The organism is Streptomyces longispororuber (assembly GCF_014656095.1).
In the GTDB taxonomy this organism is placed as follows: domain Bacteria; phylum Actinomycetota; class Actinomycetes; order Streptomycetales; family Streptomycetaceae; genus Streptomyces; species Streptomyces longispororuber.
This window is the reverse complement of sequence record NZ_BNBT01000190.1, coordinates 1-13,832: the sequence shown is the minus strand read 5'-3', so window position 1 is coordinate 13,832 and position 13,832 is coordinate 1. Positions and strand designations below refer to the sequence as shown.

Genomic DNA, 13,832 nt, shown 5'->3' with positions numbered 1-13,832 from the left:
GCCGGAGGCGTGCCCGCGGGTGGCACCCCGGCAGGCGGCACCCCGGCGGGTGGCACGCCCTCCGGGGTGCCCCCACATGCCGGTGCGACGCCCCCGCACGGCGCTCCGACGCCCTCCCAGGGCACCGCGCTGCCGCCCGAGCGCGACCCACGCGCGCGTGCCGCGCAGCCGCTGCCCGCCGAGGCCGCGCCCGTCGACCCGAACTCCACGCAGGGCCGCGCGTTCAGCGTGCGGACGCTGGGGCAGGGCGTGCCGTTCGGGCGCCAGCCGCAGCCGCCCGTACAGCCGCAGGCCCCCGCGCAGCCCGCCCAGGGCGGCTCCGGGCGGCGGCGCAAGCTGGCGACGCCGCCCGACCCGGGGGCCGAGGAGCGCCCGGAGGGCGCGGGCCGTCCGCACCACCCGCAGGTGCCGCAACCCGCGTCGCAGCCGCTGCCGCAGTCCCGGCTCTCGCCCGGCACCCCGGGCACCGAGGGCACCGGGCGCTCGTACGCGATCGGCGCGCCGGACGAGAACGCCGCCGAGGGCCCCGAGCCGCTGGACGGCCCCGGCGGCGCCGTCGAGGTGGCGAACCAGCCGCAGCCGCGGCCCATGGACGACGAGCTGCCGCCCGAGCCGCTGGACAACCCGCGCCGGCTGCTCGTCTGGCCCGCGCCGGACGTCACCACGCAGCAGGCGCTCAGCGACCGCGGCTACCGGCCCGTCATCGTGCACTCGCGCGAGGAGGTCGACGCGCAGATCGCCGCGTTCCCCGCGGCCCTGTTCGTGGACCCGCTGACCGGCCCGATCACCCGGACCGCGCTCCAGTCGCTGCGCCAGGCCGCCGTCGCCGCCGAGGTGCCGGTCCTCGTCACGGCCGGGCTCGGCCAGGCCTCGCGCGAGGCCGCGTACGGCGCCGACCCCGCCGTCCTGCTGAAGGCCCTCGCGCCGCGCGACAGCGAGCAGCACCCGCCGCGCGTCCTGCTGATCGAGGAGCACGAGGAGATCGCCCTCGCCCTGACGGCGACGCTGGAGCGGCGCGGGATGCAGGTCGCGCGCGCGGAGAGCGACGCGGACGCCGTCACGCTCGCCGCGCAGACCCGGCCGAACCTGGTGGTGATGGACCTGCACCAGGTACGCCGCCGCCGAGCGGGGATCATCGACTGGCTGCGCGCCAACGGCCAGTTGAACCGTACGCCGCTCGTCGTCTACACCGCCGCCGTCGACGAGACCGACCTGCCGAAGCTCGCCGCGGGCGAGACCGTGCTGTTCCTCGCCGAGCGGTCCACGAGCAGCGAGGTGCAGACCCGGATCGTGGACCTGCTGGCAAAGATCGGCACGAACTAGCCGCCCGTCGGCGTACGGACGGCGTACACGGCCAGGGACGGCCCGCCCGGCCACGGACGGCGTACGCGGGGGCGCGCGTGGGACGGGCGGGCGGCCCCGGGGAAGAGGCGCCGCCCGCCCGTACCGGTACGTCGCGGCTCCGGGCCGCGCCCGTGCGTCAGAGCCGTGTCACCGTCAGCTCGCCCTGGGCGTACTGCCTGCGCAGCACCTTCTTGTCGAACTTGCCGACGCTGGTCTTCGGCACGGCCGCCAGGACGGCCCAGCGCTCGGGGAGCTGCCACTTGGCGACGCGGGTGGCGAGGAAGTCTCGCAGGGTGGCGTAGTCCGCGGTGGCGTCCTCCTTGAGGACGACGGTGGCGAGGGGGCGCTCGCCCCACTTCTCGTCGGGGACGGCGACGACCGCGGCCTCGGCGACGTCCGGGTGGCACATCAGGGCGTTCTCCAGCTCGACGGAGGAGATCCACTCGCCGCCGGACTTGATGACGTCCTTGGCGCGGTCGGTGAGGGTCAGGAAGCCGTCGGCCGAGATGACGCCGACGTCGCCGGTCTTCAGCCAGCCGTCGGTGCTGAACTTGTCCGCGGGGCGGTCGGGGTCGCCGTCCGGGCCACCGTAGTAGGCGCCCGCGATCCAGGGGCCGCGGACCTCCAGCTCACCGGCGGACTCGCCGTCCCAGGGGAGGTGACTGCCGTCGGGGCCGACGAGGCGGGCCTCGACCCCGGCGGGGAAGCGGCCCTGGGTGAGGCGGTAGGCGAACTCCTCGTCGGTGCCCGCGACCCGCGCGGGCGGGTGGGCGACGGTGCCGAGCGGCGACGTCTCGGTCATGCCCCAGGCGTGGCAGACCCGCACGCCGAGCCGGTCGAAGGCCTCCATGAGCGAGGGCGGACACGCGGAACCGCCGATGGTGACCTGCCGCATACAGCTCACGTCGCGGGGCTTGGCGGTGAGTTCGGCGAGGAGGCCCTGCCAGATGGTCGGTACGGCCGCCGCGTGCGAGGGCCGCTCCGTCTCGATCATCTCCGCGAGCGGCGCGGGCTGCAGGAACCGGTCGGGCATCAGCATGCCGATGCCCGCCATGAAGGTGGCGTGCGGCAGGCCCCAGGCGTTCACGTGGAACTGCGGCACGACCACCAGCGTGGTGTCGGCGTCGGTCAGGCCCATGGACTCGGCCATGTTGACCTGCATGGAGTGCAGGTAGATGGAGCGGTGGGAGTAGACGACGCCCTTGGGCTCGCCGGTGGTGCCGGAGGTGTAGCACATGGCGGCGGCACTGCGTTCGTCCAGCTCCGGCCAGTCGTAGCTCGTCGGCTTGTCCGCGATGAGCTCCTCGTAGTCGTGCACGCGGACGTGGGAGCCGTCCAGGAGGGAGCGGTCGCCGGCGCCGGAGACGACGACGTGCTCGACGCTCGGCATGCGGTCCAGGAGCGGCGCGAGCAGGCCCAGCAGGGAGCCGTTGACGATGATGACGCGGTCGGCGGCGTGGCCGACGATCCACACGAGCTGTTCGACGGGCAGCCGCAGGTTGAGGGTGTGCAGGACGGCACCCATGCAGGGGGCGGCGAAGTAGGCCTCGACGTGCTCGGCGTTGTTCCACATGAAGGTCGCCACCCGCTCGTCGCCGGTGACGCCGAGGTCGTCGCGCAGCGCGTGGGCGAGCTGCGCGGTGCGGGCGCCGATCTCCCGGAAGCTGCGCCGCTGCGGGGCGCCGTCGCCGGTCCAGGTCGTGACCTGTGAGGCCCCGTGCACGGTCATCCCGTGGTTCAGGATGCGGGTGACGGTCAGCGGTACGTCCTGCATGGTGCTCAGCACGGCGTCCTCCCGGTGGGCGCACGGCAGGGGCAGCCGGGCGTTCCCCGGCGCTCTACCTGGCAGTAGCCCAGATTGTTGCCGCATACCGAGCGGTATGTCACTACCGCGGGAGCACATCGCGGCAAATTGAACGTCGCGGACGACCGCCGGGTCGGGGGGCGTACTGAGGCCTGCGGGTGGCGGTGGCCCGGCGCCATACGGGGCGCGGAGCCGGAGGGGCGCAGAGCCGAGTGGGGGCACGGAGCCGGGTAGGGGCGCGGAACCGCTGGGGCGCGGAGCCGGAGGGGCGCGGTCCGGGCTCGCGGTCCGGGCTCGCGGTCCGGGCTCGGGCTCAGCGGACCGGCGTGAGCTCCGGGTCCTCGCGAAGCTTGCCGAGCGCGCGCGACACCGCGCTCTTGACCGTGCCGATGGAGACTCCGAGCACCTCGGCCGTCTGCGCCTCGCTCAGGTCCTCGTAGTAGCGCAGGACGACCATGGCCCGCTGCCGCGCCGGCAGCTTCATGATCGCGCGCCACATCGCGTCGTGCAGCGCCTGTTGTTCGGCCGGGTCCCCGGCCGGCACGGTCTCCGGCTCGGGCAGCTCGTCGCAGGCGAACTCGTCGACCTTCCGCTTGCGCCACTGCGACGTGCGCGTGTTCAGCAGCGCCCGGCGCACGTACCCGTCGAGCGCCCGGTGGTCCTCGATCCGGTCCCAGGCCACATACGTCTTGGTCAGGGCCGTCTGCAGCAGGTCCTCGGCGTCGCTCGGGTTCGCCGTCAACGAGCGGGCGGTGCGCAGCAGCACGGGCTGGCGGGCCCGGACGTAGGAGGCGAACGACGGGTAGGCGGAAGGGCCCGCGCCCCGCGTCGCGGCCGTCGAGGCGCTGGTGCACACGGACACCATGGATGCGGTCATGGCTCCACGCTAGAAGCGACCCCTACACCTGCGGATCGGCCGCAGGTCCCGAAGGCGCCTCCGCCTCAGGTTGTACGAGGGGAGGTAGCCCCACCTCCTGTAGGTGGAGGAGGTGGAGCATACCCCTGGGGGCTCGACCCTGAGGCGGGTGAAACCGCTTGCCGCGACGCGTTGCCGGTCGCTCAGCCGAGTTGCGCCACCGGCGCGTGGACGAGGTTGCGGTCGATGCGCATCGTCAGACCGCCGTACCGCTCCTTGACGTTGCCCGCGTACTGGTGGATCCGGCGCGCGGGATGCCACGCGTTCCGTGCCAGCACCCGCTCACCGTAGAGGTCGGGCCGGCGGTTCCAGCGCGCGAACCACATGATCGACGGCAGGTCCGCCACCCCGGCCCGGCGCGCGGACTCCATGTGCCGTACGCCGGAGTCGGCACTGCTGTAGAACCCGGGTACGTAGCCCTGGCTGCGCACCTCGCGGTTCCACGCCCGTACGAAGGTGAGCGTGGCCTGGGCACACTTCTTCTTCCGGTACGCGTACGCCTCCATGTCGAGGTAGAGCGGACTGTCCTGGCCGATGCCGAGGGCATCGGCCCGGCGCACCGCGTCGTACCCCTCGCGGGCCCCCTGCCGTCCGGGGTCGCCGCCCATACGGACGTGCTGCTTGTTGCGCGCCCGTACGCAAGGGGACTGCGAGCCGACGTACAGCGGCAGCACCTTCCAGCCCATCTCGTCCACCTCCTCCACCCAGTCGGAGGTGAGCTGCGGCTGCTTCGGACAGGCCCGGCCGCGCCCGCCGAAGTACACGCCCACCGCGCGGTAGGGGGAGGCGAGCCAGCGCCGCATGGCGCCGACCGACGGCGTCATACAGGTGTCGAAACCCCGGCCCCGGAAGACGGTGGGAGCCGCGCCTTCCGGGTCGAAGTCCAGGTCGGGGTCCAGATCGAGCAGCGGATCGGGTTCGGGATCGGCGGGTGCGGCGGCTCCGGACGGCACGCGGGCGGGGCCGTTGGGTGGGGTCGACGTGTCCAGGGCCAGCGTCGCCAGGGACAGGGACAGGACAAGACCAGTGATCAGCTTCCGGTGGCGCATACGGCGAGTCAACGGGCCGGACCGCGCGCACGGTCCGGGACACGCGCCCCGTTCAGCCGTCCGCCGTCAGAATCAGCCCCGAAGTGGGGACACCGGTGCCCGCCGTCACCAGGGCGTGCCCGGCGCCGGGTATCTGGTTCACGGCGGTGCCGCGCACCTGCCGTACGGCCTCGGCGATGCCGTTCATCCCGTGCAGGTACGCCTCGCCGAGCTGCCCGCCGTGGGTGTTCAGCGGGAGCCGCTCCCCGGCGACGAACGCCGCGGCCTCGCCCGGCGCGCAGAACCCGAACTCCTCGAGCTGCATCAGCACGAACGGCGTGAAGTGGTCGTAAAGGATGCCCACGTCGATGTCCGCGGGCGTGAGCCCGGAGGTCCTCCACAACTGCCGCGCCACGACGCCCATTTCGGGCAGCCCCGCTATGTCGTCGCGGTAGTAGCCGGTCATCTGCTCCTGCGCGCGGCCCGCTCCCTGCGCGGCGGCGGTGATCACGGCGGGCCGGTGGGGCAGGTCGCGCGCCCGCTCCGCGCTGGTGACGACGAGGGCCTGGCCGCCGTCGGTCTCCTGGCAGCAGTCGAGGAGCCGCAGCGGCTCCACGATCCACCGGGAGGCCGCGTGGTCCGCCAGCGTGATCGGCTGTCCGTGGAAGTACGCCGCCGGGTTGGTCGCCGCGTACTTCCGGTCGGTGACGGCGACATGGCCGAACGCCTCCGGGGTCAGGCCGTGGACGTGCAGGTAGCGCCGGGCCGCCATCGCCACCCAGGACGCGGGGGTGAGCAGCCCGAACGGCAGCACCCAGCCGAGCGCGACCCCCTCCGCCGACGGCTCGCGGTGCGTCACGCCCGCGCCGAAGCGACGGCCCGAGCGCTCGTTGAACGCCCGGTAGCAGACCACGACGTCGGCCACCCCGCCCGCCACGGCCAGCGCCGCCTGCTGCACGGTGGCGCAGGCCGCGCCGCCGCCGTAGTGCACGCGGGAGAAGAACGACAGCTCGCCGATGCCCGCCGCCTGCGCGACCGTGATCTCGGGGCTCGTGTCCATCGTGAAGGTGACCAGGCCGTCGACGTCGGCGGGGGTGAGCCCGGCGTCCACGAGCGCCGCTCGCACCGCCTCCACGGCCAGCGTCAGCTCGCTGCGCCCGGAGTCCTTGGAGAACTCCGTGGCACCGATCCCGACGATCGCCGCAGCGCCGCCGACGCGGTCCCCGGCCCGCACGCTCATACGGCGTCCTCCACGGGTGCCGGGGGCACGGGGCCCGTCGGGGGCACGGGGCCCGCCGGGGGCACGGGGCCCGCCGGGGGCACGGGGCCCGTCGGGGGTGCCTGGGGCGCCGTGGCCGCCCGGGGCACCGGGCGTGCCGGGGCCGTGTCCGGGGCTGCGTCCGGCAGGGTCAGGGTCACGGTGCCGGTGACGTGCTTGCCGATGCCGTTGGCGCCGGTGACTTTGACGGTGACGGTGACGGCTGCGGCACTCTGGTCGTGCTCGACGCGCTGGTCGCTGTGCTCGACCCGCTCGACCGTGCCCGTCAAGACCATCGTGTCGCCGGGGTAGTTGGGGGCGCCCAGCCTGATCGCCACCTTCCGGAGCGTGGCGGCGGGCCCGAAGTGGTCGGTGATGTAGCGACCCACCAGGCCGTTGGTGGTCAGGATGTTCATGAAGATGTCCGGGGACCCCTTCTCCCGGGCCAGCTCCGTGTCGTGGTGCACGTCCTGGTAGTCCCGGGAGGCGATGGCGCCCGCGACGATCAACGTGCGGGTGATCGGCACCTCCAGCGGGGGCAGTGTGTCCCCGGGGCGGAGGGGCGGACGGTTTCCGGGCGGACGGGCTCTCGGCGTACAGGCTTCCGGCGTACGGACTCCCGGCGTACGGGCCTCCGACGTACCGGTTCCTGGGGCACGGCTGACCGGCGTACGGCTTCCTGAGGTGCCGCTGACCGGCGTGCGGGTTCCTGAGGTGCCGCTGACCGGCGTGCGGCTCTCTGAGCTGCGGCCGCCTGAGCTGCGACCACCTGAGGTACGACCGCCTGACGTGCGGCCCCCCGACGCGCGGCCCTTCGATGCGTGTCCCATCAGCCCGCGCCCCCCGTCACCTGCTCCAGGGGCCGGAACACCGGCAGCACCATGTCCTCCTCCACCCGCTGGAACTCCAGCCGCACCGGCATCCCGATCCGCACAGCCCGGTAGGGCACCCCCACGACGTTGCTGACGAAGCGCACGCCCTCCGCCAGCTCCACCAGCACCACCGCGTAGGGCGGGTCGAAGGCGGGGAACCGGGGGTGGTGCATCACCACGTACGAATGGACCGTGCCCTCACCGGACGCCTCCACCGTGTCCCACCCGGGCGCTCCGCAGGCGTTGCACCCCGGCAGCCAGGGCAGACGCAGCGTGCCGCAGCCGGCGCAGCGCTGGATGAGCAGCCGGTGCCGGGCCACGCCCTCCCAGAAGCCGGCGTTGTCCCTGTTCACCACCGGGCGGGGACGGCTGCCCTGCCTGCCCGGCTGCTCCCGCGCGAGCTCCCGGACCGGTTCTTCGTCCCGGGCCTTGCGGACGGCCGTGGCGGCCGGGCCTCGCCGCCGTGCCGGGCGGTACTTGAGGATGCGGAAGCGGTGCGTGCCCGCCAGCCGGCCTCCCGCGCGGACGGCCATCCGGGTCGTCACGAAGTACCCCGAGCCGAGCCTGGTCGTCTTGCGCTCCGACACCGACTCGATCACCGCGTCAAAGGTGATCTCGTCGCCCGGCCGCAGCGGGCGCAGGTACTCCTGCTCGCAGTCGGTGGCGACGACCGAGGTGCACCCGGCGTCGTCGAGCAGAGCGAGCAGGTCGTCGTACGCCTCCGAGCGGTCGGCGTGACCCGAAAGGCCGCCCATCGTCCAGGCCTGGAGCATCGTCGGTGGGGCGATCGCGTCCGGCCCCTCGTACGCCGGACTGGTGTCGCCAAGCGCCTCGCACCAGTGTCGGATCATCGGCGCGTTGACCAGGTCCTTTCCCCGTCCCGCCGCCACTGCGGCCCGGCCCTCGTACGCCTTCAGCCGCCCGTACAACGGGTCCGCCTCCGCCGCCCCGGCGGCGCGCCCCGGCTCCCCGGGCGTGGTCACCCGGCCCGCATCCCCCTGCCCGGCTCGACCGCCCGGCCCCTCTCGTCCCCCTGGCCCCCTTGGCCTCCCTGGTCCCTCTTGTCCCGCTGCCGTGCCACCCCTCGTGCTGTCCCTCACCGTGGCCCCCTCCGCCGCCCCGCTCGATCGCCTCCGCGAGCTTCTGACACTTTGGGTACACCGCAGCCGCCGGATCGGTTCCCGAACCACCACCATCGGCGCCGCCATCAGTTTCTGACTGTCCGTCAGCTACGGCGTCACTGTCAAGACGCCCCCGGACACAGCTACGCGGCGGTACCCGAGGTACCGCCGCGTAGCCGTCACATCACCCCATGGAGCAGGCCCCGAGGATCACTCCCCGACGAGGCCCCGACTCACCACAGTTCGCTGAAGTTGACGGCGACGTTCGCGTTGGACTGGTCGATCTCCGTGAAGGCCGAGCCGTTCACCTGAGCGGTGTTGCTCTGATTCGACGCGCCGTTGCCGACCGCCTGCTGCTGCGTCGTCGACGAGTTCCCGTAGTTGTCGTCCCCGACACCGCTGCCGTTGACGACCGCCACCCCCGCGTTCGATCCGTTGTCCGCGAACGAGCCGTTGTCAGCCGTCGCGACACCCGAGAAGAGGGCGGCGGCCAGCGGCACGGCGGCGACGGCGGCGAGGGCGCGGGCGGTACGGATGCTTGCCATGTCTATTTCCTCCAGAACGGGAGGCACTCACCGGCGGAGCCGGACGGCACCTCAAATACGGCTTTTTCCCGGGCAGTTGGCCGACCGCCTCGGAGATCTGCACGACGTCGCGAGACCAGAGTTGCCCACCGAATCCCCGCCGAACCACCCCGGACGCCACGATTCCCTCGCAAGCGTGATGACAAGTCGATAAACACGCTATGCATCACCCATGTCCCAGCTCGACCCCCTGACCTCGGGCAAACCCAGGTGCCACACGGGCTGAAGCGTTCCGTCAGAAACCCCGACAAAGGGGGCGCTCCCTTCGCGCGCCCCTCTTTCAAGCCGCACGCCTTCCCTTCTTCGAACGTCAGTACGAAACTGAATCCATGGCCTCCACCGACCGCCATGCCGAAGACGGACCGCCCAAGGAGCCGGCCGCCCCAGCCCCCACCGCTGCCCCACCGGCCTCCCGCGCCGCACCCCAGCACGCCCCGACGCCCGCCGACGCGACCGCCGACGCAACCTCCGACACCCCGACCCCACGTGACCCGGCCCCACGCGCCCCGGCCACCCGCGAGTCACCCGCCCCCGAGTCAGGCGGCGCGCACGTGTCGCCCGCCCCCGACTCACCCACGTACGTGCCACCCGCCCCCGAGTCGCCCACGCACGTGCCACCCACTCCCGAGTCACCCACGTACGCGTCACCCACCTCCGAGTCGGGCGAGCACAGGACGGGCCCACCCGAGCCCGACGCACACAAAACAGCCACGCCCATGGACGTCACACCGGAGTCGGGCGCACACAAGACGGCCGCCCCCGTGCCCGGCGCGCGGGAGCCAATCACGCGCCCCCCAGCCGTACGCCCGCCCCAGAGTCCCCGCCTCCACCCCCGCCCCCGGCTGCGGGCACACCCGGCCGGCAACCGCCGTACGGCGACCCTCGCGCTGGCCCACGCCCTGACCGCCGCCGAGCGCGGACTCGCCGTCTTCCCTCTGTCCCGCACCAAGCTCCCGGCACTGCGCTCCCCGCACCACGACGACCCGCGCCACGACGTCCCGCGCCACGACGTCCCGCGTCACGACGACCCGCGTCACGACGACCCGCGCCACAACGGCCCGCGCCCGTCGCCGTGCCGGGGCGAGTGCGGGCGTATGGGCCACGGGGTGTACGACGCGTCCACCGACCCGGAGCGCGTCCGCGAGCTGTTCGCGGCCGTGCCCTGGGCCCCGGGCTACGGCATCGCCTGCGGCCTGCCGCCGTACCACCTGATCGGCATCGATCTGGACACCAAGTCCGGCACCGACGCTCCGGCCGCGCTGCGCGCGCTGGCACTGCGGTACCTGTTCACCATCCCGGAGACCGTGGTCGTCGCCACGCCCTCCGGGGGCCGCCACCTGTGGCTGTCCGGGCCGCCGGAGGTCGTCGTGCCCAACTCGGCCGGCCGCCTGGCCCCGGGCATCGACATCCGCGGCGCGGGCGGCTACCTCGTCGGCCCGGGCTCCCGCACCGACCGCGGTGTCTACAGCACCGTCGCCGGCACCGGCGGGCTGCCCCCGGCCCCGTGCCCGCCCTCCCTGCTCCGGCTGATCGCGCCTCCGCCCCGCCCGCGCCCGCCCGTGGCCCCGCGCGCGGGTGACCCTCCGGCCCCGCAACAGGGCCAAGGCCTCGTCCAGTTCGTCCTCACCGCCCACGAGGGGCAGCGCAACACCCGCCTCTTCTGGGCCGCTTGCCGCGCCTACGAGAACGGCATCGGCGAGGCCCTCGAAGGCCCCCTCACAGAGGCGGCCCTCCGCATCGGCCTCACCCTCCGGGAGGCCCGCTCCACCCTCGCCTCAGCGGCCCGCCTGACCGGCCGCACCTGACCCCCCACGCGCGCGTGCCGGGCCACCATGCGATCGCCCCCAGTCCCGGACGACACATCGACCGTCACGATTGCGGCTCCGGTGAGGACTTGAGGAATTGAGCGGGACAGATCCAGCCAAGGTCACTGCGGCTGCCCCTCCCGCTGCACCGAGCGAGCCTTGGCATCACAAGCCTTCCGGCTCTCAGATGGGCGTGCGCATGGATGCAAGTGCGCCAACACCGCCGACTTGAGGGAGAGCTGAGGCGGAATCGTGGCTTCCGTCACAGCTCAGCAGATAGGTGCATGGTGAAGTCATCCCTGTCCCCGAGGCCGGTTAGCCACCTCTTCTCCCAAAGGAGTTGGGTTGTCAGCCATGTCCTCAAGCGAACGCACTATGCATTTATAGGAGTACGGCACGTGCAGAACAGCACTCAGCGACGCAAGCTCAGCACGGCAGTTGCCGGTCTTGTCGCGGCAGCGATTGTTGGCACGGGACTGTCCGGATCGGCAGTCGCTGTCGACCGCGTGCACGAGGTCGCGGCACCGGCCTCGCTATCCACTGTCATGGCGCAGGCATCGACCGGCTCTGTGTCCAGTGGTGTTGACCCCAGACTGGCCGGAGTCAGCGATGAGGAAGGTGAAGCCGCGGTCAAGCGTGCTTTCGACCTCATCGCTTCGATACCTGAGCCGCTGATCCAAAGAGTCGAGGCGGGTGACCAGGACGCACTCCGTGAGGTCAGTGCGTTCCTGAACCAGCAGCAGCATGCCCAGGGCGCGGTTGTGGCATTTGGTTGGTTCGGATGCGCGGCCGGGGTGGCGAAGTTCGCCGCGGAGAACGGAATCGGTATCGCCAAGGCCTGGAAGCTCGTGAAGAAAGGCAAAAAGGTCTGGAAGGCCGTCTGGTCGTACATCAAGCACCGTACCTACCCGAAGGGCCTTGACGATGACATCGTGAACCTCATCGTCAACTCCACGGGGCTCCCCGACCTGGCCCATGCGTGCATGTAGGCGCAGCAGGAAAGGGGACTGACCGTGAAGCAGAACGTGGACTCACCCACGCAGGATGCGACTGACGACGAGCTCGGCGACATCGGCAGCGGTGTGCTCTCCACCCTTACGTTCCTGCTCATCGCGTACATCCCGGCCACCATCATCGGCGAACTCTTCGGCAACCGGGGTATGCCCGCGTCACCGTGGTTGATCACCCCGGCCGTGGCGCTCCTAGCAGCCGTGATGATGTCGGTCCAGTCACGTCTTGAGAACCGTTCGTGGTGGAAACGGGTCGACGACGTGTGGGGCGCACTCTTGCTGGGCCTGACCGTCGTGACTCCGATCGTCGTCGCGGTGGTGTGGCCGGTGTCCCTGTGGCCGGGGCTGCCACCACTGGTTCCCACGGTGCTGTCGTGCGTGCCCCTCGTGCTCGCCTGGTGGTGCGTCAGGCAGTGGCATCGTCACCTGAGGAATCGGCAACAGCCCCGGTTCGGCCCGTTCACGCCTGTGCCGCGGATCAACGAACCGGATTCCGGAGAGCAGGACTGACAGGTCTGCACACGCGCATACGAGAGGGGGCGTCCGTGCCCCATCGGGTGCCGAGCGCCCTCAGTCGGCACCTCGCCGTGCCCCTGCCGTGCCCGTCATGCCGGTGAACCGGGGAGCACCACAGGCGAAGCGGTCAGCATCAGCATCATCGGCCCCTGCCTTAAGTACAGGTCAGGGGCCGATTCACCGGGCGGTGGGTGTGGGATTTGAACCCACGGTGGTGTGAACCACGACGGTTTTCAAGACCGTTCCCTTAGGCCGCTCGGGCAACCCACCCCGCGCCGCCGCCGCGTGTTCGGGCGGGCTGGCGCGGGGTCAAGAGTAGCGGGTCAGCTATCGCCCTTGCGTGCGCCCAAGGTCACATCGACCGTGCGCTCCTTGCCGTCGCGCTCGTAGGTGATCTTGACCGTGTCGCCCGGCTTGTGGGTCCAGATCTGCCCGATCAGGGTCGGGCCGCTGTCGATGACCATGTCGTCCAGCTTCGTGATGACGTCGCCGGACTTCAGGCCCGCCTTGTCCGCCGGACCGTCCGGCTCGACGGCGGGGCCCGAGCCGTTGGCCCCGCGGTCGGAGATGACGGCGCCCTTCGACGTCTCGGCCAGGGAGACCGAGGCACCGATCACGGGGTACGTGGCCTGGCCGGTCCTGATGAGCTGCTGCGCCACGTTCTTCGCCTGGTTCACCGGGATCGCGAAGCCCAGGCCGATGGAGCCGGACTGGCCGCCGCCGAGGCCGCCGCTGTCGGCGGGCTTGATCGCGGAGTTGATGCCGATGACGGCGCCACGGGCGTCCAGGAGGGGACCGCCGGAGTTGCCCGGGTTGATGGACGCGTCGGTCTGCAGGGCGCTCATGTACGAGCTCTTGTTGCTGGCGCCGTCGCTGGACGTCACCGGGCGGTTCTTGGCGCTGACGATGCCCGTGGTGACGGTGTTGGACAGCCCGAAGGGCGCGCCGATCGCGATCGTGGAGTCGCCGACGGCGACCTTGTCGGAGTCGGCCAGCGGCAGCGGACGCAGGTCGGCCGGCTTGTTCTTGAGCTTGATGACCGCGACGTCGTACCCCTCGGCGCGGCCCACCACCTCGGCGTCGTACTTCTTGCCGTTCGAGAACGTCGCCGACAGCTTGCCGCCCTCGGCGGCCGACGCCACCACGTGGTTGTTGGTGAGGATGTGGCCCTGCTGGTCGTACACGAAGCCGGTGCCCGTGCCGCCCTCGCCGTTGCCGCTCTGCGCCTCCAGGGTGACGACGCTGGGCAGCGCCTTGCTCGCGATGTCCGCGACCGAGCCCTGCTCGCGCTTGAGGTCGGCCGGGGCCTCGGAGGCGGAGACCGTGGTGGAGTCCGTCCCGTTGTCCTCGTTGCGGTCCGCCGCCCAGAAGCCGATGCCGCCGCCGACCCCGCCCGCGACGAGGGCCGCCGCGAGCACCGCCGCGACCAGGCCGCCGCGGGGCACGGCGCTCGGCTTCCGCGCGGACGGCTCCTCGGCCGTCCAGGAAGCGCCCCATCCGGAGCCGCCGTCCTGCGCGTACGACGGCACGGCGGGCGGTGGGGGCGGCGGCCAGGCACCCCCGGACGCGGCCAC

General features: G+C 72.4%; 11 protein-coding genes, 1 tRNA gene and 1 pseudogene. 4 read left to right on the top strand and 9 right to left on the bottom strand.

Annotated elements, in window-relative coordinates; translation table 11 throughout:
- On the top strand, positions 1-1,323 hold a 1,323-nt coding region (locus IE330_RS34655; RefSeq protein WP_229926135.1), incomplete at its 5' end, for a response regulator.
- A 157-nt stretch (positions 1,324-1,480) separates the two neighbouring features.
- Here the strand turns inward: IE330_RS34655 and IE330_RS34650 are convergent.
- From IE330_RS34650 to IE330_RS34620, 7 genes and pseudogenes are all read right to left on the bottom strand, one after another.
- Positions 1,481-3,130, bottom strand: coding sequence for a long-chain fatty acid--CoA ligase (locus IE330_RS34650; protein ID WP_190140151.1), 1,650 nt, complete (start codon positions 3,128-3,130; stop codon positions 1,481-1,483).
- A 331-nt stretch (positions 3,131-3,461) separates the two neighbouring features.
- Positions 3,462-4,025: a SigE family RNA polymerase sigma factor gene (locus tag IE330_RS34645; RefSeq protein ID WP_373314803.1), complete on the bottom strand. Its 564-nt coding sequence runs from the start codon at positions 4,023-4,025 to the stop codon at positions 3,462-3,464.
- 182 nt (positions 4,026-4,207) lie between these two features.
- On the bottom strand, positions 4,208-5,113 hold the full coding sequence (locus IE330_RS34640; protein ID WP_190140150.1) for a DUF1906 domain-containing protein: 906 nt from the start codon (positions 5,111-5,113) through the stop codon (positions 4,208-4,210).
- Between the two features lie 52 nt (positions 5,114-5,165).
- Positions 5,166-6,332 (bottom strand): lipid-transfer protein, encoded by a 1,167-nt coding sequence (locus tag IE330_RS34635; protein ID WP_190140149.1) that lies wholly within the window; start codon positions 6,330-6,332, stop codon positions 5,166-5,168.
- Between the two features lie 152 nt (positions 6,333-6,484).
- Positions 6,485-6,892, bottom strand: a pseudogene (locus IE330_RS34630) (MaoC/PaaZ C-terminal domain-containing protein); the annotation flags it as partial.
- A 287-nt stretch (positions 6,893-7,179) separates the two neighbouring features.
- Positions 7,180-8,205 (bottom strand): bifunctional MaoC family dehydratase N-terminal/OB-fold nucleic acid binding domain-containing protein, encoded by a 1,026-nt coding sequence (locus IE330_RS34625; RefSeq protein ID WP_373314802.1) that lies wholly within the window; start codon positions 8,203-8,205, stop codon positions 7,180-7,182.
- A 371-nt stretch (positions 8,206-8,576) separates the two neighbouring features.
- Positions 8,577-8,888, bottom strand: a complete 312-nt coding sequence (locus IE330_RS34620) for a hypothetical protein (protein ID WP_190140147.1) — start codon at positions 8,886-8,888, stop codon at positions 8,577-8,579.
- A 755-nt stretch (positions 8,889-9,643) separates the two neighbouring features.
- Here IE330_RS34620 and IE330_RS34615 point away from each other — a divergent pair.
- From IE330_RS34615 to IE330_RS34605, 3 genes are all read left to right on the top strand, one after another.
- Entirely contained in the window at positions 9,644-10,732 is a 1,089-nt protein-coding gene (locus tag IE330_RS34615) for a bifunctional DNA primase/polymerase (protein ID WP_190140146.1), read from the top strand.
- Between the two features lie 398 nt (positions 10,733-11,130).
- Entirely contained in the window at positions 11,131-11,721 is a 591-nt protein-coding gene (locus IE330_RS34610) for a hypothetical protein (RefSeq protein ID WP_190140145.1), read from the top strand.
- 24 nt (positions 11,722-11,745) lie between these two features.
- Positions 11,746-12,252, top strand: a complete 507-nt coding sequence (locus tag IE330_RS34605) for a hypothetical protein (protein ID WP_190140144.1) — start codon at positions 11,746-11,748, stop codon at positions 12,250-12,252.
- Positions 12,253-12,443: 191 nt separating this feature from the next.
- Here the strand turns inward: IE330_RS34605 and IE330_RS34600 are convergent.
- Both IE330_RS34600 and IE330_RS34595 read right to left on the bottom strand, forming a co-directional pair.
- Positions 12,444-12,528 (bottom strand) — tRNA-Ser (locus IE330_RS34600).
- Positions 12,529-12,581: 53 nt separating this feature from the next.
- Positions 12,582-13,832 (bottom strand): S1C family serine protease, encoded by a 1,251-nt coding sequence (locus IE330_RS34595; RefSeq protein ID WP_190140143.1) that lies wholly within the window; start codon positions 13,830-13,832, stop codon positions 12,582-12,584.

Excerpts from the sequence above, each read along its gene's own strand:
- IE330_RS34635 (WP_190140149.1), bottom strand. The coding sequence starts at position 6,332 with ATGAGCGTGCGGGCCGGGGACCGCGTCGGCGGCGCTGCGGCGATCGTC.
- IE330_RS34615 (WP_190140146.1), top strand. The coding sequence starts at position 9,644 with ATGGACGTCACACCGGAGTCGGGCGCACACAAGACGGCCGCCCCCGTG.
- IE330_RS34645 (WP_373314803.1), bottom strand. The coding sequence starts at position 4,025 with ATGACCGCATCCATGGTGTCCGTGTGCACCAGCGCCTCGACGGCCGCG.
- IE330_RS34620 (WP_190140147.1), bottom strand. The coding sequence starts at position 8,888 with ATGGCAAGCATCCGTACCGCCCGCGCCCTCGCCGCCGTCGCCGCCGTG.
- IE330_RS34640 (WP_190140150.1), bottom strand. The coding sequence starts at position 5,113 with ATGCGCCACCGGAAGCTGATCACTGGTCTTGTCCTGTCCCTGTCCCTG.